The organism is Pseudonocardia alaniniphila (assembly GCF_022524485.1).
GTDB lineage: Bacteria > Actinomycetota > Actinomycetes > Mycobacteriales > Pseudonocardiaceae > Pseudonocardia > Pseudonocardia alaniniphila.
The window spans coordinates 199763-219961 of record NZ_JAKXMK010000002.1 but is presented as its reverse complement, the minus strand read 5'-3'; the positions used below and the strand labels follow the sequence as shown (position 1 = coordinate 219961).

17 protein-coding genes are annotated in these 20199 nt (G+C 71.6%); 5 read left to right on the top strand and 12 right to left on the bottom strand.

From position 1 onward, the window contains the following. Positions 1 to 23: 23 nt before the first annotated feature. The 5 genes from MMF94_RS02065 to MMF94_RS02045 all read right to left on the bottom strand — a co-directional run bounded on the left by MMF94_RS02065 (position 24) and on the right by MMF94_RS02045 (position 7422). Positions 24 to 959, bottom strand: a complete 936-nt coding sequence (locus MMF94_RS02065) for a slipin family protein (RefSeq protein WP_241034314.1) — start codon at positions 957 to 959, stop codon at positions 24 to 26. Beyond that, positions 956 to 4573 (bottom strand): sensor histidine kinase, encoded by a 3618-nt coding sequence (locus tag MMF94_RS02060; protein WP_241034313.1) that lies wholly within the window; start codon positions 4571 to 4573, stop codon positions 956 to 958. Before MMF94_RS02060 ends, MMF94_RS02065 begins: the two co-directional genes overlap by 4 nt. After that, positions 4570 to 5919 carry a sensor histidine kinase gene (locus MMF94_RS02055; protein WP_241034312.1) on the bottom strand — a complete coding sequence of 450 codons (1350 nt, stop codon included), beginning with the start codon at positions 5917 to 5919 and terminating at the stop codon, positions 4570 to 4572. Before MMF94_RS02055 ends, MMF94_RS02060 begins: the two co-directional genes overlap by 4 nt. 76 nt (positions 5920 to 5995) lie before the next feature. Beyond that, a complete protein-coding gene (locus MMF94_RS02050) occupies positions 5996 to 6661 on the bottom strand; it encodes a response regulator transcription factor (RefSeq protein ID WP_241034311.1) in 666 nt (221 codons plus the stop codon). Beyond that, positions 6652 to 7422 carry a sensor histidine kinase gene (locus tag MMF94_RS02045; RefSeq protein WP_241034310.1) on the bottom strand — a complete coding sequence of 257 codons (771 nt, stop codon included), beginning with the start codon at positions 7420 to 7422 and terminating at the stop codon, positions 6652 to 6654. Before MMF94_RS02045 ends, MMF94_RS02050 begins: the two co-directional genes overlap by 10 nt. A gap of 213 nt (positions 7423 to 7635) precedes the next feature. Between MMF94_RS02045 and MMF94_RS02040 the strand changes: the two genes are divergently transcribed. The 5 genes from MMF94_RS02040 to MMF94_RS02020 all read left to right on the top strand — a co-directional run bounded on the left by MMF94_RS02040 (position 7636) and on the right by MMF94_RS02020 (position 12760). Further along, positions 7636 to 10107 (top strand): Hsp70 family protein, encoded by a 2472-nt coding sequence (locus MMF94_RS02040; protein WP_241034309.1) that lies wholly within the window; start codon positions 7636 to 7638, stop codon positions 10105 to 10107. 332 nt (positions 10108 to 10439) lie between these two features. Continuing rightward, positions 10440 to 10673: a hypothetical protein gene (locus MMF94_RS02035; protein WP_241034308.1), complete on the top strand. Its 234-nt coding sequence runs from the start codon at positions 10440 to 10442 to the stop codon at positions 10671 to 10673. 5 nt (positions 10674 to 10678) lie between these two features. Continuing rightward, the gene (locus MMF94_RS02030) at positions 10679 to 10858 is read left to right on the top strand and encodes a DUF7455 domain-containing protein (RefSeq protein ID WP_241034307.1); all 180 of its coding nucleotides are present in this window, start codon (positions 10679 to 10681) and stop codon (positions 10856 to 10858) included. Between the two features lie 239 nt (positions 10859 to 11097). Then, positions 11098 to 11250 carry a hypothetical protein gene (locus MMF94_RS02025; RefSeq protein ID WP_241034306.1) on the top strand — a complete coding sequence of 51 codons (153 nt, stop codon included), beginning with the start codon at positions 11098 to 11100 and terminating at the stop codon, positions 11248 to 11250. Between the two features lie 34 nt (positions 11251 to 11284). Beyond that, positions 11285 to 12760: a P-loop NTPase family protein gene (locus tag MMF94_RS02020; protein WP_241034305.1), complete on the top strand. Its 1476-nt coding sequence runs from the start codon at positions 11285 to 11287 to the stop codon at positions 12758 to 12760. A gap of 300 nt (positions 12761 to 13060) precedes the next feature. Here MMF94_RS02020 and MMF94_RS02015 read toward each other — a convergent pair whose 3' ends face one another. The 7 genes from MMF94_RS02015 to MMF94_RS01985 all read right to left on the bottom strand — a co-directional run bounded on the left by MMF94_RS02015 (position 13061) and on the right by MMF94_RS01985 (position 20182). Beyond that, positions 13061 to 13894 carry an alpha/beta fold hydrolase gene (locus tag MMF94_RS02015; RefSeq protein ID WP_241034304.1) on the bottom strand — a complete coding sequence of 278 codons (834 nt, stop codon included), beginning with the start codon at positions 13892 to 13894 and terminating at the stop codon, positions 13061 to 13063. Positions 13895 to 14061: 167 nt separating this feature from the next. Continuing rightward, positions 14062 to 15342 (bottom strand): aspartate kinase, encoded by a 1281-nt coding sequence (locus tag MMF94_RS02010; protein WP_241034303.1) that lies wholly within the window; start codon positions 15340 to 15342, stop codon positions 14062 to 14064. A gap of 187 nt (positions 15343 to 15529) precedes the next feature. Further along, positions 15530 to 15670 (bottom strand): hypothetical protein, encoded by a 141-nt coding sequence (locus MMF94_RS02005; protein WP_241034302.1) that lies wholly within the window; start codon positions 15668 to 15670, stop codon positions 15530 to 15532. A gap of 193 nt (positions 15671 to 15863) precedes the next feature. Then, a complete protein-coding gene (locus MMF94_RS02000; RefSeq protein WP_241034301.1) occupies positions 15864 to 16433 on the bottom strand; it encodes a hypothetical protein in 570 nt (189 codons plus the stop codon). A 150-nt stretch (positions 16434 to 16583) separates the two neighbouring features. After that, on the bottom strand, positions 16584 to 17294 hold the full coding sequence (locus MMF94_RS01995; protein ID WP_241034300.1) for a YoaK family protein: 711 nt from the start codon (positions 17292 to 17294) through the stop codon (positions 16584 to 16586). Positions 17295 to 17553: 259 nt separating this feature from the next. Beyond that, complete coding sequence (locus MMF94_RS01990) at positions 17554 to 18339, bottom strand: DUF427 domain-containing protein (protein WP_241034299.1); 786 nt, start codon at positions 18337 to 18339, stop codon at positions 17554 to 17556. A 28-nt stretch (positions 18340 to 18367) separates the two neighbouring features. Beyond that, positions 18368 to 20182 carry a potassium channel family protein gene (locus tag MMF94_RS01985; RefSeq protein ID WP_241034298.1) on the bottom strand — a complete coding sequence of 605 codons (1815 nt, stop codon included), beginning with the start codon at positions 20180 to 20182 and terminating at the stop codon, positions 18368 to 18370. Positions 20183 to 20199: the final 17 nt, after the last annotated feature.

Genomic DNA, 20199 nt, shown 5'->3' with positions numbered 1-20199 from the left:
CCACCGATCAATTACCTCCGACGTCATCCGTGGCCCGCGGCCGTGCGTGTCTCGCCGTTGGCCTCGGCTGACGGGGGCTGGGCGACCGCAGGCACGTCCTCCGGGGCGACCGCGCCCGGAGAGATCCTCTCGGTGATCACCTCCGACGTCAGGGCGGTGGTCGGCGTGGAGCTCGCCTCGGGCGAGGCGGCGGTGGAGGGTTCGGGCGGCGTCGAGCGTTCGAGGAAGCGGAGCAGCTCGACCGGGAAGGGCAGCACAACGGTGGAGTTCTTCTCGGCTGCCACCTCGACCACGGTCTGCAGCAGACGCAGCTGCAGTGCCGCGGGCTGGGCGGTCATCATCCCGGCCGCCTGCGCCAGCTTCTCCGACGCCTGCAGCTCGCCCTCGGCGGTGATCACGCGAGAGCGACGCTCCCGTTCCGCCTCCGCCTGCCGCGACATCGACCGCTTCATCGACTCGGGCAGCGCCACATCCTTGATCTCGACGCGGTCGATGTGCACGCCCCACCCGAGCGCCGGGCTGTCGATCATCAGCTCCAGGCCCTGGTTGAGCCGTTCCCGGTTGGACAGCAGGTCGTCCAGCTCGCTCTTGCCGATGATCGACCGCAGCGAGGCCTGCGCGACCTGCCCGATGGCGTACTCGTAGTTCTGTACGTCGACGAGCGCCCGCACCGGGTCGGTCACCCGGAAGTAGACGACGGCGTCGACCTTGACCGTGACGTTGTCGCGCGTGATGCCCTCCTGGGCGGGGATCGGCATCGTGACGATCTGCATGTTGACCTTGTGCAGATGGTCGACGATGGGCGTGATCACCGCGAGACCCGGCCCCTGTACGGCGTCACGGACCTTCCCGAGCCGGAACACCACACCTCGCTCGAACTGCCGGACGACACGAAGACTGGAGCAGGCCAGCACCAGCGCCAGAACCAGCAGAATCGTGACCAGAATGTAGACGGTCATGTCGTTCCTCCCATCCGACCGTCGTTGCGCGCGGCCCGCGCGAGCAGCTGTTCACAGGTCTGCACGAGCACGGCCGCCACGTCACGGGCGTCCTTGACCGACATCGGGTGCGCCGCGAGCCCCTGCCACCGGGCCAGCTGCTCCCCCGCGACCCGGGCGACCTCCTGGGGGACGGCGTCGGCGGGTAGGCCCAGCCGGGCACGCGGCGCCGCTCCGGTGGCGCCCAGCAGCCGCTCGGCGACGTCGCGTTCCCCGTCGGGCAGGTCGAGCGCGCCGCAGCGCAGGGCGTCGACCAGGTCGTTCTCGGTGAGTTCGTGTGCCCCGGACCGGATGCGGTCGAGCCGGTAGACGAGTGCGCTGCCGCCCGACGGCGGTGCCTGGTCGCGGACCAGGGTCTCCAGCGCGAGCAGCGCGGTCCGGGCTTTGACGGCCTCGGCGCGCCGGGCGAACCGCGAGTCGATCAGCTCGAGCAACCGCGGCACACCACTGGAGTCCAGGAGCTCCGACGCGAGCGCGGCCGATGTGGGTGCTCGCCCGCACCGGATCAGATCGACGGCCGTCCGTACGCCGTTCGGGCCGAAACGTTGCAGCAGCTGCTCGTGGCCTTCGACGACGTGCACCACCGACCCGGTCGCCGTTCCCGGCACCGACGCGGTCGAGGAGGCCGACACGGAGGTGGAGCCCGACGACGCGGCGGCAGGCCCACCGGTCGCGGCCGCGACCTCGCCGGCATCCCCTGCGGGCTCGGAGATCTCCTGAAGCGTGCGGTACTCCGCGTCGCTCAGGGTCGTGGCCGCGCGGGCAACCAGCCCCGCGACGGGCACCACCACGTGGCAGAGGCTCCGCACCTCGAGGCGGGTGCACCAGTCCGCGGCGATCCGGTCCGCCCCGGCGATCTCGTCGGCTCGCGCCAGCACCCCGATCGCGAGCGCAGGACGAGGTGGGTCCGGACCCTCCGGCAGCACGGGGAGCGCCCCGTCCTTGCCGGGAGGGCGGCGCAGGAGCAGGACGAACGCGTCGGCGAGCGGGGCGAGCTCGTCGTCCGAGCCGGGTTGCGGTGCCGCCCCCGAACTCGGCTCCCGGCCCGGGACGTCGATCAGCGTCACGCAGAGCTCGGCGCCCGACTCGCAGTCGGCAGCCGCGCGCAGTGCCTCCACCAGCGTGGACGTGCCCGCTCCTGACGGCCCGGAGACCGCGACCCGCAGCGGCTCGTCGAGGCGCTGCGCCAGGGCGCGCAACGGTTCGGCCTGCGGCGTGCCGTGGTACAGCTCGCGCGCGGTGCGCAGTGCGTCGCGAACCTGGTCGATCAGCGGGAGGCCGGCCACCGCCACAGCGGGGGTGGGAGCGGCGGCCGGGGCCTCGGTGGACAGCTCGGTCGCGGGTTGCGGAAGGGGCGCCGAACCTTCGACGACCGTCCCAACGCCCGGCTGCGACCGGATCTCGATCCGCCCGCCGACCGACCCGATGCGCGCCATCAGGTTGCGCATCCCGCGGCCGGGCGAACCGGTACGCGCGGCAGGATCCCAGCCGGGACCCTCGTCGTACACCGTGAACCTCAGCCGCCCGTCCCCCGGAGCGAGCCGGACCCCGATCGCCGCGCCCCCCGCGTGCTTGCGCGCGTTGTTCACCGACTCCAGGCAGCAGAAGAAGACAGCGGCGGCGACGTCGGCCGGGATCGGGAGATCGGCGGGCACGCCTTCGGAGTCGAACGTGACGGGCGGGTGGCCGCCGGCGAGCTCGACGCGCAGTGCTCCCACCAGCCCGCGTTCGGCCAGCAGCGGGGACGACACGCCCGTCGCCGTCTCGGCCAGGATCGACTCGGCGGTGTCGATCTGCTCGGCGACCTGTTCCAGGCGGCCGCGGGCCGGGCCGAACTGGCCGGTCGAGACCTGGTGCTCGACGAGGCCGAGAGTCAGCCGCAGCGACACCAGGTGGTGTTGCGCTCCGTCGTGCAGGTCGCGCTCGATCCGCCGGCGCTCCGTGTCCATCTCGGCGACCACCGCGCGGCGCGACGCAGCGATCTCCGCCGCGTGGGCGAGGGCCGCGCGCAGCTGGCGTTCGAGCTCGATCCCGGACCGGCTCGCCTGGAAGACGGCTCCGAGACTGTCGGCGATGTCCTGCAGGAGGTGGCGGCGCGGGCCCTGCAGCCCGGCGACCGTGGTGTGGTCGACCGCGATCGTGCCGATGGGTTCGGTCCCGTGCCGGACGGCGACCTCGGCGAGCTCGTCCGAAGCCTGGGCACCCGGAGCGACCCACGTGTACGCCCGGTCGTGCAGCCCGGGCCGTACCACCGTCAGCCTGCAGGTGATGGCGCCCACGCCCCGCCCGACGGCCTCGGCGACGCGCTCCAGGTCGGGCGCGTCGGTGGCGCCCGCCCGCGAGAGCGCGGCGATCCCGGCGAGCACGCTGTACGGGGTGGGCCGAGCGCCGAACAGCATCCGGTCGACCACCCGCTCGACCCGTACGTAGACCGGGAGGAACGCCAGCGCCGCCGGTAGGACGGCGAGGGTCGACCCGGTGAACGCCGCGACCGGGTCGCCGATCGCCTCTTCGATGAGTGTGCGCACCACGACGTAGCCGCCGCCGATCACAGCCGTGACGAGCGCAACGGCGAGCCCGCGGCTGAACAGGCGTTCCGCCGCCCACAGTCCCTCCGGCCGCATCGCGAGGAACACGGCCGCGGCGATCGCGATGCAGGCCAGCCGGGAGAACCAGAACAGCAGCCCCGTCGGCTCTTCCGCACGACCGTGCGCGGTCGGGTCGACGATGGTCAGGCCGGAGAAGTCCATCAACCACAGCAACAGCGTGATGATCGCGAGCAGGATCGTGATCGTGAAGGCCACCGCAAGCACGCTGAACAGCAGCCGGGCCTGGGCGCGCGCCGTGGCGGTGGTGCCTGCACTGATGCGACGCGGGAGCACCACCAGCCCGGCGAGCGGCACGAGGAACCCGAAGAACAGCACGCAGCTGATCGTGTGCGGGAGCAGCGCGGTGCCGAACCCCACCACCAGCAGCGTCCCCACCCCGGCCGCCACCTGTACGGCTCGGCCGAACCCGGCAGCCGCGACCGTGCGCCGGTCCGGGGGGAACACCAGCAGAGCGACGATGTAAGCCGCGCAGGCCACGCCGTGCAGCAAGATCTGGTGGAGGCTGCCGACGGAGAGGCCGGTGGCTGTGTAGACCGCGGTGTCGGCGGCGTGCGCCTGGAGGTTGAACGCTCCCGCCGAGCCGACCATGGCGAGCACCAGCAAGCGGACCGACCAGCTGCTGCCCCGGTACACGAGCAGCGCGGCCGCCACGCCGATGCTGATCAGGCTGAGCACGTAGTCCAGCACGGCCTGGCCCAGCGGCTCGCTGCGCGGGATCGCGCCGAGCACGCCCTGGGCCCATCGGCTCCCCTGCGCCGCGGCGGAGGAGAAGCCCGCGGTGACGGCCGGGACGTACGCCGCGGCGCCGACCACGGCCCCCATCACGAGCCACCCGAACGACAGCAGCGTGACCACCACGAGGAGCACCGCGTACGTCGCCCCGGCGAGCAGCCCACGCGTTCCGCCGTCCCGGTCCTGGTCGACGGGCTCATCGAGGACGGCAGTGCCGATCACCGGGCTGTTCACCGGACCCCCAGATCGGCGCCTGTGCCGCTCTCGACCACCGGTTCGAGGTGGTCGGGCACCCAGGCACGCATACCGAGGGGCCGCTCCGGCCCGTTCGGGAGGATCAGTTCGAGATCACCGCCCAGCGCCGCGAGCCGCTCGACGTCGTCGGCGAGCGCGGTGCGCAGCCGGTCAGGGGTGACGTCCGGAGCTGCGTCGTCGATGCGCACCGTCGCCCGGCCGTCGGTCCTCCCGAAGGCCACCACGAGCTCGCTCTCCGCCGGTCCGCCGGCGAGCGCGTGCAGGGCGGCGGCAGCCACGTAGTAGAGCCCCGACTCGATCTCCCAGTCCAGGCGCCCACCGAGGCTTCCGGTCAGCCGCACCGGCCGCGGGAGGTCGGTGGCCACCTCGTCGAGCGCTGCGGCCGGGCCCTGGTCGCGCAGCACAGCCGGGTACACGCCGCGGGCGATCACCCGGAAGCGGTCCAGCAGCTCGTCCAGCCCACCCCGGGCAAGCAGAAGCGCCTCGTGCGCCGCAGCGGCCACCTCCGGCCGGCACTTCAGCGCGGCCTGAGCGCGATCGACCTCGGCGCGCAGTGCTGCCAGCCGGTCGCCGGTGGCGTGGGAGAGCTCCATGACCAGTCGCCTGCGCTCGACCTCACGGGCCTGGGAGAGCCGCTGCCGGGAGTCGTCCAGCTGCGTCGCGAGGTCGTCCGCCCGGCGTACCCGTTCGGCCAGCTCGGCGTTCTGCGCCACGCCCCGCAGCAGCAGGGCGGCACCGTTCGCCACGTCCTGGACGAGCCGCTGGTCGGCCGGGGTGATCGGAGCGTCCGGCTTTCCGATCGCCAACGCCGCGCGCAGTTCCGCGCCGTCGAGCACCGGCACGACGTGGTCGGTGTCGGGCCGGGCGAGCAGCACGGCCAGGTTCGGCACGTGTTCCTCGTCCGAACCGCCGGAGGCCCGCGGTGGGTGCTCCGCCGTGGCGACGAGGCGGTCGCCGACCGCGAGCCACACCACGGCACGGGTGGCACCGGTGCCGTCGGCGAGCACCTGGGCGAGACCGGGCAGCGCCTGTTCCAGCGACCCGGCCCGGATCCGTGCGGCGGCCGCCGCGAGCGCCGAGTACGGCGTGACCTCACGGTGGTGGGTGAGCCGCCCGACCGCCGCGTCCACGCGGGGCAGCACGAACCCGAGCCCCACCGCACACACACCGACGGCGACGAACGGCAGGAGCACCGCGGTGCCGGACCCGGCCGCGGAGAACCCGAAGAGCCAGGGGCCGCCGTCGACCAGCAGCAGGAGCAGCGCGGCGACGCCGCAGGCCACCACCGCTGCCCGCAGCACCCTCGCCACGCTCGTCCGGTTCATCACGCACCACCGGTTCCACCCGGATCGGATCCGGGTTCGGAGTCACGCTAAGCGTCCTGACGTGCGCGGCCAAGCCTCAGTCGCCGTCGCGCTGCGATCGGAGGTAGGTCAGTACGGCGAGTACCCGCCGGTGGTGCTCGGCCGTGTCGGCATGCAGGTTGAGCTTCCCGAAGATGTTGGCGATGTGCTTCTCGACGGCCTTGGGCGTGACGAACAGCTGCGCGGCGATTCCGGTGTTGGACCGCCCCTCCGCCATGAGGCGCAGCACGTCGAGCTCGCGCTCGGACAGGGAGGCGATGGCCCCCTTCTTGTCGCCGCGGGGCCGCTCCACCAGCCGCTTGGCCAACACCGGCTCGATGACGATCTCGCCGGCCTCGATGCGGCTGAGCGTGTCGGTGAGGACGTCGACGCTGCCCACCTTCTCCTTGAGCCGGTAGCCGATGGAGTCGGTGCCGATCTGCAGGATGCGCATCAGGTAGTGCGACTCGGCGTAGTGGGACAGGAACAGCAGACCCATGTCGGGATGCAGGGCGCGCAGCCGCTCCGCCGTCACCAGCCCGCCGTCCGGCTCGGGGGGCATCCTGATGTCCAGGATCGCGACGTCGGCGCGCTCGGTCGAGAGCAGCTCGACCAACGAGTCACCGTCGGCCGTGCTGCCGACGACCTCGTGCCCCGCCGCCTGGAGGAGCATCAGCAGCCCCTCGCGGAACAGGGCACCGTCCTCGGCCAGCGCTACTCGCATGGAATCCTCGCTGTGATCGTGCCGGGGCCAGGCCCTCCGGCGACATCGATGGTGCCGCCGAGCCGCCGCACCTGGTCCAGCATCGCCCCGGCGTGCGCCACGTTCACTCCTCTGAGCTGCACGGACAGCACCCAACCGTCCGATTCGTCACCCACACGCCGCACCGCGACCTCGACGGGCTCCTCGCCGGGTTCGCCGCCGGCAGCCTTCTCGGCAGCGGCTGCGGCATCCATCGCGGCCAAGCACTCGACCACGGAGAAGTAGGCGGCGCCCTCTGCCGCCGGATCGAACCGGTCGGCGGAGGCGTCGACCCGCACCGGGATGTCCACACGGTCGGCCGCCTCGCGCAGGGCCGGGCCGAGCCCGGCGTCGTCGAGCAGGGACGGATAGATCTTGCCGGCCACATCACGCAGCTCCTGGAGCGCGGCGTGCAGCTCGTCCTGGAGGCTGTCGATGGACGCGTGCAGGTCGGGTTCCGCGTCGGGCACGCGGTGCCGGAAGAGGCCGAGCTGGAGCGCGAGCGCGGAGATCCGCAACGCGGCACCGTCGTGCAGTTGCCGTTCGAGGCGCCGGCGACGCATCCACTGCTCGCGCTCGGCGCGGCGGCGGGCGTCCGGGTCAGGAGTGGGGAGCCTGGTGGCGGGGTCGGGGGCCTGCGGGTCGGTCGGGGGAGGTGCGGCTGATGACGGCGCGTCGGGCGTGCCCTGCTCGGAAGGCGTGCGGGGAGCGTCGCCGGCGCACTGCGCTGGCTCGAGCATCATCCTCGTATGGTCCGGCGTGCGAGGTCGCGCGGGAATGGGGTGCACCCCACCCCGGGTAGGGCTCTCCCCACTCTTGGTGTCTCCCGACGGGCCCGATTACTGCCGGGGGTGTAACGCTTCCCGACCGGCGGGCGAGCGAACCCCAGAGCGACCCTGACCAGCGCTATCGCGGGTATCCGAGACGAGGTACGGTGCCGGCTCCCGGGAGGCCGCGTGGGATATCACCTCGGAGTGGACCTCGGCACGACATTCGTCGCTGCCGCGATCGCGAACGGGTCCAACGTCGAGATGTTCACCCTGGGCGACCGCACCGTGGTGACCCCGGCCGTGGTGTACCTGCGCGAGGACGGCGCCCTCGTCTCCGGTGACGCCGCGGCCCGCCGCGCCGTCAGCAGCCCGGACCGGATCGGCCGCGAGTTCAAGCGCCGTCTCGGTGACCCCACACCCGTGGTGCTCGGGGGCTCTCCCTATCCCGTCACCACCCTGCTCGGCACGTTGCTGCACGACGTGGTGACCAAGGTGACCGAGACCGAGGGCACGAAGCCCGAGAGCATCGTCCTCACCCACCCGGCCAACTGGGGACCGTTCCGCCGCGAGCTCTTCGACGAGGTGCCGCAGGTCGCGGGGCTCACAGCACCACGCACGGTCACCGAGCCCGAGGCCGCCGCTGCCCACTACGCGGCGTCGCGCCACCTCAACGACGGCGAGATCATCGCCGTCTACGACCTCGGTGGGGGCACGTTCGACGCCACCGTGTTGCAGAAGCGCTCTGCCGGCATCGAGATCCTCGGCATTCCCGAAGGGATCGAACGCCTGGGTGGCGTCGACTTCGACGAGGCGATCCTCTCCTACGTCAACTACTCGTCGAGCGGAGCGCTGTCCGAGCTGGACATGGGCGACCCGCAGACCTCCGTGGCGCTGGCCCGGCTGCGCCAGGACTGCGTGCTCGCCAAGGAGGCTCTCTCGATCGACACCGAGACGACCATCCCCGTGTTCCTGCCCCACCGCCACTTCGACGTGCGGGTCACCCGGGCCGACTTCGAGGACATGATCCGCGCCCCCATCGAGTCGACGATCGGCACGCTGATCCGGACGGTGCGCTCCGCGCAGGTCGACGCGAGCGCGTTGTCCGCGGTGCTGCTGGTCGGCGGCTCGTCCCGGATCCCGCTGGTGTCCCGGATGATCTCCGAGGAGCTGGGCCGCCCCACCGTGGTGGACGCCCACCCCAAGTACGCCGTCGCGCTCGGCGCCGCCACCCTGGCCAGGGCGGGAGCGATCCCGGCCGCAGGCGGCGCCCCACCGGCGGCGACGATTCCCGTCCCGCGCGGCGGCCGCAGCGACGACACGTCCGCGGGCGCTGCCGTCGCCGTGGACGCCGAGCGCGGACCCGCGGGCGCAGCGACCGCCGCGGACGTCCCGGCCCAGCGCACAGGGCCCCCACCACAGATCCCGGCCCAGCGGCAGACGCCCGCAGGCCCGGGCGGACCGCCGTCCGGAGGCTCCGGCCCGCCCGGTCCTGGCGGGCCGGGCGGCGGGGGCCCGGAGGAACCGACCGGGCCGCCGCCTCCACCGTCGTCCCGGCCTGCCCCGGTCATCGGTCGCCGGCCCCTCGCCCTGGCGGGTGCGGCGGTCATCGTGGCCGTGTTGATCGCCGGCCTCGTCTATTTCCTCACCAACCAGTTCGGCGCGGCTCCGACCACTGCGTCCCCCTCGCCCCCCGCCGCGCAGGCGCCTCCGGCCGCCGCGCCGCCCGCGGGCCGGCCTGCCGTCGCGGCCAGCCTGCCCATCCCGTCCATCGGGCCCACGATCGCAGCCGGGCCCACCCCGGGGTTCGTCGTCGTCTCGCCGAACGGGCGTCAGGCCTACATCGCGAACCGCAACGCAGGCGTCGTCACCGTCGTGGACACGGCGGTGAACACGGTGACGGCCACCATCCCCGTCGCCACCGGACCCCCGCAGTACCTGGCCTTCTCCCCCGACGGGCGCACGATCTACGTCAGCATCTGGAACGACGCCAGGACCATTGCCGCCGTCGGTGTGCTCGACACCACCACGAACTCGATCACGACCACCATCCCGGTGCGTACCCGGCCCTTCCTCGCCGCCGTCACGCCCGACGGGAAGCAGCTCTACGTGCCCAACCACGACTCCGGCACCATCTCGGTGATCGACACCGCCACCAACGCCGTCACCAACGAGATCAAGGTGGCGCCCAACCCGCACTGGGTCGAGTTCTCCCCGGACGGCAAGCGCGCCTACACCGCCAACCACGAGTCGAACCTGGTGTCCGTGATCGACACGTCGAACTTCGCGATACTCGCGGAGATACCCGTGCAGAAGAGCCCGCACAGCCTTGCGGTGCACCCCACCCGACCGCTGGTGGCGAACGTCAACTACGACTCGGCGTCCGTCACGATGATCGACACCAACACGAACAAGGTCATCTCCGCCATCGCGGTGGGGAGGAACCCGCAGGACATCGCCTGGGCACCTGACGGCCGCTTCGCCTACGCGGTCAACGTCACCGACAACACGGTCTCGGTGATCAACCCCGACACGATGTCTGTGACGGCGACCATCCCGACGGGCAAGTCTCCGACGTCGGTGGCCCTGCTGCCGAACGGCACCATCGCCTACGTCTCGAACCTCGCGGACGGCACCCTGACCACCCTGCACACGGGCTGAGCCGCGCAGCGAACAGGATCTTCGCCGCACGAGAAGCGGCCGGCACCGGATTGGGAGCCAGGTCACGCCGTGGCAGTCAATCGACTGATGCCGCATGCCACCCCCTCTCGGACACTCGGTACCGCGCGGCGTCGATGCCGCAGCCTTCGAGAAGGACCGCTCCGGACGAGCGACGTACCCCTCGCCGGCCGGGTTGCCCCACGGGGGCCTGCCCTACGTGAACCGGCGGGGCCACCCAGCCGTATGTAGGGGAAACGGACTGTATCCCGGAGCTGCTGCGGCGCACCCTTCTCTTGTCGAAAAGACGTTCCCGAGACGAAAGGAGAACGACGATGAACACCACGACCGCCGCCCTCACCCACCGCGACCGTGCCGTTCTCCGGGCCGTCGCAGCGGGGCGTTGCGAGATCTCCACCACGAGCAATGCGCTCGTTGTCGACGGTCTCCCGTTCAGTGACCAGTTCGCCGGTCCCCGGCTCACCAAGGCCGGTCTCATCGCAGCGGTCACGGGCGCGGGGCCTGCCCGGCTCACCCCCTCGGGCCACGCCATCCTGGAAGCAGCGTGATCGCCATGACCACGTCCACCGTCCCCTCCCCCGTGCTCACCCGGCGCGACCGTTGCGACCGGTGCAGGGCAGCGGCCCACGTGAGGGCCATGCTGCGCACCGGCGGTGAGCTGCTGTTCTGCGCCCACCACGCCCGCGAGTACGCGCCCCGGCTGCTCCAGATCGGCGCCGCACTCAGCTCCTGACCCGACGTCAGCTTCTCCTCCCGAGCCCGGTCGCCTCCCGCGACCGGGCTCGTGGCATGTCCGGGGCCGGTGCGATGCCTTGCACACGAAGGGTTCACCCCACTCGACACAACGGGGGTTCACTCCGGCAACGGTGGGGCTTTCTCGCTGTTTGTGCCGGTTCTTCGCCGTCATCGTTGTCGTGGGTTCGAAAACAGCGGAAGAAGAATCCGCGACCCATCTGACGGAAGGATCCGAAAATGGACGAGGACTTCGAGGGCACCGAGTACTACGAGATCTACTACGAGGCGACCGCCTGGAAGGACGAGGAGGACTCGGACTTCGAGGACAGCGACTCGGACGAGGACTACGAGGACGAGGACGACGACTCGGACGACGACTACGACGCCTGACGTCCCCTCACCGCACAGCAACCGAGGAGTACCGATGACCGCCCCGCCGTCGAAGGACCACGCGACCTCGAGGCCGCATGACGTCCTGGACACGGCGATCGGCACGGCCAAGGCCGGAGGCCGGCTCGACATCGTCGACCGGCTCTCCGAGGCCCGCGGCCTGCTATGCGGACCGTCGGTCACGGTGCAGGTCGCCGGCGGCGCGCAGCAGGGCAGGGCCTCGATGGCCGCCGCTCTGCTGCGCGCCGGCTCCGGCCCTCCCCGCATCACCATCGCCGAGACGGGCGACGCAGGCCTTGCCGAGGCCGTCGACGTCGTCGTCTTCATCGCCACAGCCGAGCAGGTGCTCTCCGCATCCGAGGTCGACCAGCTCAGCGCGCTTCGCCACCGCTCTCCCACCGTCGTGTTCGCCCTGACCGAGACCGACCGGCACCCTGACTGGCCGGATGTCCTCCAGGCCGACCTGGAGCTACTGCGCTCGGCAGACGTCTCCGACACCCACTTCGCGGTGTCGGTCGACCAGCATGCCCGCGCCCTCTCCGAGGACGACCCCGCACTCGCGACGACGTCCGGGATTCCCGCCCTGGCCGAGTGGCTGCTCGACCTCGCCGAGCACGCCGAGCTCGGCGCGGCGCGCGCCGTGGCCGAGCACGTGCTGGACGCGGTCGCCGAGATGGAGGCGACCTCCGCGCCCCGTCCCCGCCGCCCCGCTCCCGCCGAGACCGCTCCCGGCCCGGCCGGCCGGGGCCGCTGGGCACAGGTGCTCGGTGACGGTTTCGGGGCCGTCTCATCCGACGTCGACTTCGACCTGCGCTCCCGCGTGCGCACCGTGGTGGCCGAGGCCGAGCGCGCCATCGACGAGAGCGATCCGGCGCGGGACTGGGACGCCATGCACACCTGGCTGCGCGAGCGGCTCGACTACGAGGGCAGGCAGACACGCGCGCTGCTGGCGTCGCGCACGGCCGAGGTCGCCGCGGCTGTCGGCGCCGAGGTCGGCGGCCCTGCGCTGCAGCCCGTCGATCCCCCTGCGGTGCCCGACCTCTTCGGCAAGCTGCCGCCCCGTGAACCGCCTGCCGGTAAGGGCCGGCCCCTGGCCGCGCGAGGACGCAGCCTCGTGATGTCCGGATACGGCGGCCTCATGATGGCACTGGTCCTGCCGCGCTTCGCCGGGATCCACCTCCCGATCGGGATCGTCGTGGGCGCCGCGCTGCTCGCGGCTCTGCTGATGGGTGGGGCGGCCATGAGCGGCGAGCGCAAGCGACAGCTCGACGCCCGCCGTTCCCGGGCGAAGTCGCTCGCACGCAACTGCGCCGACGGCTTCCTTCTGGGCGCGACCAAGTACACCCGCGACGCCGTGCGCACCGCCCAGCAGCACCTGCGCGACGAGTCAGCGGCCCGCACGGCCGAGCTGCGGCGCGTCGCCTCACCGGAACCGGACCGGCCCCGCGTCACCACCGAGCTCGCCACACTGCGCCACCACGCCCTGACCCTGCTGACCCGGTCCGCCTGACCTGCAGGGGCAGCCCCACGTCGGCCCGGGGGAGCTCACCGGCAGCTGTGGGGAGCGCCCCATCGAGCAACCGTGCCTCCGCTGACAGCCTTGTGAACAGCGACAACACCAGCTGGACCGGAGGACCCCACCGCGATCCGGCTGTCGCCGCGGCTCTGCCGCCCATGTCTGCTGGGGTCCCGGACGAGCCGCTGGAGCCGGCCGGGGCTCCGGTTCCAACCTCCATCGCTCCCCACCACCGCCCTTTCACGACGACGCCCCCGGCGCAGTGCGCCGGGGGCGTCGAGTCGCCTGGTGCGCCTACTCACCCAGGAAGTCGAGGAACGCCTTGTTCAGCTCCTCCGGGTGGGTCCAGCCGATGTTGTGCGGCCCGTTCTCGACCTCGACCAGGCGGGAGCCCTTGATGAGTGCCGGGAGCCGCCTGCCCGTGGCGTCGATGGGCAGGATCCGGTCCTCGACGCCCTGCACGATCAGCGTGGGCACATCGAACTTCGGCAGGTCGTGCCGGAAGTCGGTGAGCCAGGAGTCGACGCACTGCAGCGTGCCGATCGCGGAGGCCCCCACCGCGGTGATGAAGCTGGTCTGCCACGCCTGCTCGCTGATCCGGGTGCCGCCCAGCTTGTCCACGTTGTAGAAGTCGTCCAGGAACGCCTTCTGGTAGGCCGGACGGTCCTTGCGGATGGCGTCCTTGAACCCCTCGAAGACGCTGCCCGGCACGCCCTCGGGGTTGTCGTCGGTCTGCAGCAGGAACGGCGGGATCGGGCCGAAGAGCGCGGCCTTGGCCACGCGGTCCGTGCCGTACCTGCCGATGTACCGGGTGACCTCGCCGGTGCCCATCGAGAACCCGGTGAGCACGATGTCGCGCAGATCCAGGGTGTCGATCAGCGTCTTGAGGTCGGCTGCGAAGGTGTCGTAGTCATAGCCCACCGTGGGCTGGCTGGACTTGCCGAAGCCGCGCCGGTCGTAGGTGATGACGCGGTACCCCGCATCCAGCAGGACCGGTGTCTGCTTCTCCCATGACGCGCCGTTGAGCGGAAACCCGTGGATCAGCACGACCGGCTGACCGGAGCCGTGATCCTCGTAATACACGTCGATCGGACCTGAGTTCTCCTGGCCGACGGTCACGTAGGGCATGAGGGTCCTCCTCTTTCGCTCCGATTCCGAACAGGCTCACGCTATACGGCCACCTGGGCTATCCGCGCTGGTCCACAGCATTCGCGGGAGCAATAACGTCCGCCCGGGTGCACGCCGGCACCCCCGCTCGAGCGAACCGTTCCGACCGTTTGTCGGCGATTGTCGGATCACGCTGCGTCAGCGGGCGCATTCAGGTCGGAAACGGACACACGCTCGGCCGCGGGAATGAAGATCCGGTGCAGCAGCCGCACCGCGTCGTCGACCTGGCCGGAGGGCACCGAGACCGAGATGCGGCCGGGAGTCGAGGTGACCAGGCGCGGCGTGATGCCGTCGGCCTCCAGCGCGGCGAGCGCGCGGACGGCGATGCCGGGCTTGCGAGCGATGCCGAGACTCACCACGGAGACCGAACCCAGCTCCTCGTCGACCTTGGCAACCAGGCCGACGGCCTCGAGCGCCGCAGTGACCTCGTGGGCGTCCGCGCCCGGTGCGGAGAAGCGGACCCCGGAGTCGGCCGGCACGATCGCGCCCACGGCGACAGCTCGCTCGGCGAGCGCGGCCACGACCGGTCCCGCACCCGCGCCGTCGACGGCGTAGAGGCTCTCCTGCCGCCGGTGCGCGATGCCCGCGACCTCGGCCCCGTCCTCGAAGCCTGCCCCCTCGCGCCGGATCCAGGTGCCCTGCTCGGTGCTGAAGCTCGACCGCAGGTGGATGTCGACGCCGTGCGCCAGACCCAGCTCCACCGAGCGCGGCTGCAGCACCGCCGCGCCCGCCTCGGCCATCTCGAGCATCTCCTCGTGCCGGATGGAGGTCAGCCTGCGCGCGTCGGGGACCACGCGCGGGTCCGCCGTGAACACCGCGGGGACGTCGGTGAAGATCTCGCACTCGCCGACGCCCAGTGCAGCGGCGACAGCGACCGCGGACGCGTCCGAACCACCCCGGCCCAGCGTCGTCACGTCTCCGTCGGGGCCGATCCCCTGAAAGCCTGTGACCAGCACGATCGACCCATCCGCCAGCGCGTCGCGGATGCGCTGCGGGTTGATGCCGACCAGCCGTGCGTTGCCGTGCCTGTCATCGGTGCTGATTCCGGCCTGCAGGCCGGTGAGCGACACCGCGTGGGAGCCGAGCTCGGCAACCGCCATCGACGCCAGCGCACAGGAGATCGCCTCGCCGACGGACAGCAGCGCGTCCAGCTCACGCAGCGGTGGGCGCGACGACATCGCGTACGCCTCGTCCACGAGATGGTCGGTGGACTTCCCCATCGCCGACAGGACCGCGACGACGCCACGTCCGGACTGCTGCGCGGCGACCATTCGCTCGGCGACCGCGCGTAGTCGGTCGTGATCGGCGACGGATGTGCCGCCGAACTTCCAGATCAACGGTGCCGCCGGCGCGGCGGTCGCCCGCCGGCCCCCGTCGACGGCCACCTCGATGCTGGTGCGCGTGCTCATTTCAGGCCTCTCCCCTGGTCGTACTGTGCTCCTGCCCTGGTGCGGGAGCACCTGGTGCTGCGTGCGGACGAGCCTCCGATTGACGACACCGTCCGATTGATCGCGTGATCCGCCGTCCGCCGGGAGTGATCCGCGGCACGGCGCCGCAGATGCCCCTCCACCTGCGCGGCGAAGAAATCGTGATGACTCAGAGCACATGAGGATCTTGCACGGTGGACGGGCCGCACTCGTCGAGCCGCAGAAGCTCGCTGCGGTAGGGCAGCAGCTCGGCACGTGACCCGTCGTCGTAGATGTTCTCCCAGGTACGACGCCTGTCGTAGCCGTCCATGTCCACGTTCCACGACCGAGCACACTCAGCGATCACCGTTCACCTCGTCTCCGGGCAGGCGCTCACCCGAATCCGACAGCGGTCGTCCGGAAGGCGCTTTCGTCACCTCGGGGCCGTCCCGCGAACTGCGGGTTACAGCTCCCCTTTGCAGACGACACGACGCCCGGGGCACAACGGTTCACTGAAATGTAAATCAGTTACCACGGTGAAGGGGTCGTGCGAGTTTTGCGAGGATCGCGGGCAGTCCACGGTTCAGTCGCCGCTTCTCGTCGTGCACGGCATCGAGCACGACCAGGCCGCCGGTCAGCGCCGGGACCATCCACTGGCAGACCGCCATCTGCCGCTGCGTCGACGCGACGTCGGGTGGGGTGTCCGGGTTGGGATCGGTGGCGCCGTCGACCGGCACGCCCTCCGCCTGGCCGAGCTTCCTGCCCAGCACTCCGCTGTAGGCGGTCACCCCGAGCGCGACACCGGTGAGAGCCACCTTGGCCACGGCGGTGGCGCCCACGCCCTCCTTGCCGAGCACGCGGTCCTTGTCCGCCAGCAGGAGCCCGGTGGCGCCGGCGAGGTAGGCGAGGATCGCCGCGACGTTGACCGGGGTCCAGCGCGCCCACCCCGCGCAGGCGGCGGGTAGGCGCTGCCGCTCGTCGGGCAGGTCACCGGCCGCCCCGTTGACCGCGACCGCACCGGCCAGCGACCCGCCGAACCAGGACGCGAGCCCGATGTCGTGCAGGCTGCGGAGTGCGATGTCGCGTTCGGACATGTCGGGTTGCCCCTTCCGTGCGGCACCGGCAGTCGGTGCCGCCGATTCGGACATACCCGACAGATATCGACGATGCGAACCGTTCGCGGGGAGGAGACCCGATCGGGGCGGCGATTCACTCCTGACAACCGCCGGCGGCGACGGTGGGGCTCAGCTCCTCGCCACGCGGTGGCCGACGACCGCAACGGCTCCGATGATCACTGCCGCCAGCAGCAGCGCCGGTGTGATGTGCCATCTCAGCAGCCCCGCACCGGCGGCAGCACCCAGGAGGAGCAGCCCGATCGCGGCCGCCCTGCGGTACCAGAGCCCGGCGTTGCCGCCCGGCCAGCTGTCCGCGGCCAGCGCCGTGAGCGTGGAGGTCAGCACCACCGTGGTGACGTCCTGCACCGCGATGAACCGGGCCGTGGCCGCCTGAATCCCCATGGCGACGGCCAGCCCCGACGTGATGGACGATCCGGCGGGGTCGGCGGGGTGCACCCCGAACCGGAGCAGCACCAGCGACAGCACCAGCACGACGGCGGAGTCGATCCCGAGCAGCACGGTCGTGCGCGTCGACCATCCCGGCGCCGCCCTGCGCAGTACCCGCCCGGCCACCAGCGCTCCGACGACGAACCCGACCAGAGCCAGTGCAAGCCGGGCGACCGGCAGGTGCTCGCCGCCCAACAGCGCCATCCCGAGCATCACGATGTTGCCCGTCATGTTGGCGCTGAACACCCGATCCAGGCCGAGGTAGCCGACCGCGTCGATCACACCGGTGGAGAACGTGAGCGCCAGCATCAGCACCAGGTGAACGCGCTGATGGTCCGGCGTGCGGGCGATGCCGGGCTCGGAGGGAGCCGTGCAGTCCAACGTCGTGCTCATCGTGCGTGGGGCATCCGTTCTCGTGCAGGCTTCCGCTCCGCGACAAGGCGGCGGTGCCGAGCGAGGTCGGATGCGCGGTGTTGGAGACTGACGTTCGGCTGGTCGCGGGGGAACTGTTTCCCAGCCCGGACCAGCCCGTCCTCTGCGACGGTGAGGCCGTTTCGGCCGATCGAGACCTTACCGAGGTGAGAGCGCCGGGCGCTGCCGGATGTGACCCGTGACCGGAGAGCCGGTGGTCACAGAGCCGGCCGTCGCAGGTTCACCGGGAGAAATGCGTGTCCGGCCGCGGCAGGCGCTCGCCGTCGACGATCACGTCGAGCTTCTCGTTGTAGAACGCGACCATGCCGGCGATCGGCAGGAGCTGACGTGTCGGGAAGTCGTAGGCCCATGCCAGGTCCGGATGCAGCTCGCCACCCACCCGCACCGACCAGTATGCGCTGGTGCGGCCCTTGTACGGGCAGGCGGTGACCGTGTCGGTCGGCTCGAGATGCTCGAAGTTCACCGCGGTGCGGTCGAGGTAGTAGCGGGTGGGCAGGCCGGTCTCGAACACCATCACCGGCGAGGCCGACTCCGCCAGCACCACAGCGTCGAGCTCGATCCGGACCGGACGGCTGGAGCGCAGCGCGTCCACCCTCGTGTAGGGGTTGCGGGGGTGGACGAAGACCTCCTCGTCCTCCTCGAACCAGGCGTCGAGGGCGGCCCAGTCGAAGCGCACCATGCCCTCCAGCCCCTTCTCGGCCTCCGCGGTGAACACCCGCGCCGAGCGCGGCCGCTCGACGTCGCCGACACGCAGCCCGTGGCGCTGCGCCGTCCCGTGTTTCAGGTGCTGGACGTGCTGCTCGTCGACCAGTACGTCGGGGTCCACGTCGGAGCGGGGGATGTAGTACTGCGGGTAGTACGGCCACTCCCACACGTACAGCGCCCGCACCGTGTCGAACACGACCCGCCCGCCCAGCACGGCGCGCACCCTCCGAGGCACGGGCTCGACACCGCCGGGCGGGATGGTCGACGCGGGGTAGTCACGATCGGTGTTGTGCTCGGTCACGTTCTCCTCCTAGAGGACGGCGGCACCATCACTCTCCCCCGTCGCGCGTGGCGCGCGACATCTGCCGCCAGATCCAGCTCTCGGGCACGTGCTGCCCGGTGACCACGTACTCCCGGACGGCGTCGACCCACAGCGTCGTGTCGAGCGCGCGGCGGGCGGAGGGGCGCCCGGCCAGCAGCAGCTCGTCGTCCGGCGCGAGCACCACGTCGTCGTCCGGGGTCAGCAGGCACTCACCGGGGCGAAGGATCATCAGGACCACCGCCTCCAGTCGTTCCTCCCGCGCGTCGGGATCGCGCAGGAGTTCGCCGAGCCGGGCGTCGCCCCCCGCCAGCCAGCCGGTCAGCGCCGGCGCGTCGGTCCGGTTGAGCCGGAACTTCCACAGGGTTCCCAGGTGCCGGCCGCAGGCCTCGGTCAAGCGGTCGACGACATCGGCTGCCCAGCTGTTCCCGCGCCCGGGCACCTCCTGCAGGAAGCGCCACAGCAACGGCGTGCTCAGCTGCGCGTACACCTCATGGGCCACCACCTCGGCCGGGACGAGGAGCGAGTCGACGTCCATCACCGCGAACAGCGGGCCGCTGGACGGGCGGTTCTGCCGCGCTGTCACGAACAGCGACGGGTTGGCCCGCCGGGCAGCGGCGATGAGCGACAGGTTGGTCGTGTCGTTGTCCGTGGCCGCGACGAACCCGACCGCATCCGCCACACCGGCCTGCTCCAGCACGGTGGGCTCGTACCCGCGGCCCGCCACGACGGTGGTGACCTCCTCGACCGGTGACGGCTCGGCGGCCGGGTCGACCACCGTGCACTCCAGTCCCTCGGCGTGCAGGTCCTCGATGAGCTCGCGCCCGAGCCGGCCATAGCCGCACACCACCCACCGCCCGCGGCGAGGCGGGGAGCTCCGTGGCGGAAGCTCGGCGCCCGGGCCGCTCTCGAGCCACATCATCAGCTGGAAGCTGGCGGGCGCGCGCAGCGCGATCCGCAGGTGGTCTCCGAAGCGGTCGAAGGGATTGACAACCGTCGGGGTGCCGAAGGCGTGCATGCGCTCGGCGATCGCGGGTGAGACCGTGCGCGCGATCACCGGCAGCTCGGGCCGAAGCAGCGCCGCCGTCATGGTGACGGCCAGGTTCGCCTCGTCGTCGCTCGTCAGTGCGAGTACCGCCTCGCAGTGCGCGTTGCCGATGCCGGCCACCCCGAGATGGCTCGGGTCACGGGCGTCGGCCACGAGCCCAGGCACGTCGGTGTGGTATGAGGCGAGGTCGAGCGCGTCGATGCGCTCGTTCTGGACGTCGAGCACCACGAATCGCCTCCCGATGTCGTCGAAGGCACGCGCGAGCAGCTCACCGGTGCGTCCGTAGCCGACGATCAGCAGGAACGGCTCGCGCAGCCGCGACACCTTGCGGGTGAAGTGCTGCAGGGCGAGCGCCTGGCGGAACCCGCGGTCCTGCAGCAGCGCGAGCAGGGAACCGATCGCGTACGCCCAGCCGATGACGGTCAGGTAGATCGTGACGGTCACCCACAGCCGCTGTGTGGCGGTGAACGTGTAGGGCAGCTCCCCGAAGCCGATCGTAGAGGCCGTGAAGCTCATGAAGTAGAACGCGTCGAAGAACCCCATCCGGTAGGGCAGCCCCTGCGGCGTCTGTCCTGGAATCAGGGTCAGGCCGAGCACGCTCACCGCGAAGATCGTGATCAGGACGATCAGCGGCGCGCGCATCCGGCGCAGGATCAGGAAGATCGTGGCCTCGGCCTGCACCGCCGACGCCTGCGGGACGGGCCTGCGCAACCGGCCCGTCGCCCGCTCCTCCTGCCCGAAGAGGCGCCACCAGAACGAGAGCAGCGGGTTGCCCATCTCGACCCCCTTACATC

Excerpts from the sequence above, each read along its gene's own strand:
- MMF94_RS02065 (WP_241034314.1), bottom strand. The coding sequence starts at position 959 with ATGACCGTCTACATTCTGGTCACGATTCTGCTGGTTCTGGCGCTGGTG.
- MMF94_RS02055 (WP_241034312.1), bottom strand. The coding sequence starts at position 5,919 with ATGAACCGGACGAGCGTGGCGAGGGTGCTGCGGGCAGCGGTGGTGGCC.
- MMF94_RS02050 (WP_241034311.1), bottom strand. The coding sequence starts at position 6,661 with ATGCGAGTAGCGCTGGCCGAGGACGGTGCCCTGTTCCGCGAGGGGCTG.
- MMF94_RS02045 (WP_241034310.1), bottom strand. The coding sequence starts at position 7,422 with ATGATGCTCGAGCCAGCGCAGTGCGCCGGCGACGCTCCCCGCACGCCT.
- MMF94_RS02035 (WP_241034308.1), top strand. The coding sequence starts at position 10,440 with ATGAACACCACGACCGCCGCCCTCACCCACCGCGACCGTGCCGTTCTC.
- MMF94_RS02030 (WP_241034307.1), top strand. The coding sequence starts at position 10,679 with ATGACCACGTCCACCGTCCCCTCCCCCGTGCTCACCCGGCGCGACCGT.
- MMF94_RS02025 (WP_241034306.1), top strand. The coding sequence starts at position 11,098 with ATGGACGAGGACTTCGAGGGCACCGAGTACTACGAGATCTACTACGAG.
- MMF94_RS02020 (WP_241034305.1), top strand. The coding sequence starts at position 11,285 with ATGACCGCCCCGCCGTCGAAGGACCACGCGACCTCGAGGCCGCATGAC.
- MMF94_RS02015 (WP_241034304.1), bottom strand. The coding sequence starts at position 13,894 with ATGCCCTACGTGACCGTCGGCCAGGAGAACTCAGGTCCGATCGACGTG.
- MMF94_RS02010 (WP_241034303.1), bottom strand. The coding sequence starts at position 15,342 with ATGAGCACGCGCACCAGCATCGAGGTGGCCGTCGACGGGGGCCGGCGG.
- MMF94_RS02005 (WP_241034302.1), bottom strand. The coding sequence starts at position 15,670 with ATGGACGGCTACGACAGGCGTCGTACCTGGGAGAACATCTACGACGAC.
- MMF94_RS02000 (WP_241034301.1), bottom strand. The coding sequence starts at position 16,433 with ATGTCCGAACGCGACATCGCACTCCGCAGCCTGCACGACATCGGGCTC.
- MMF94_RS01995 (WP_241034300.1), bottom strand. The coding sequence starts at position 17,294 with ATGAGCACGACGTTGGACTGCACGGCTCCCTCCGAGCCCGGCATCGCC.
- MMF94_RS01985 (WP_241034298.1), bottom strand. The coding sequence starts at position 20,182 with ATGGGCAACCCGCTGCTCTCGTTCTGGTGGCGCCTCTTCGGGCAGGAG.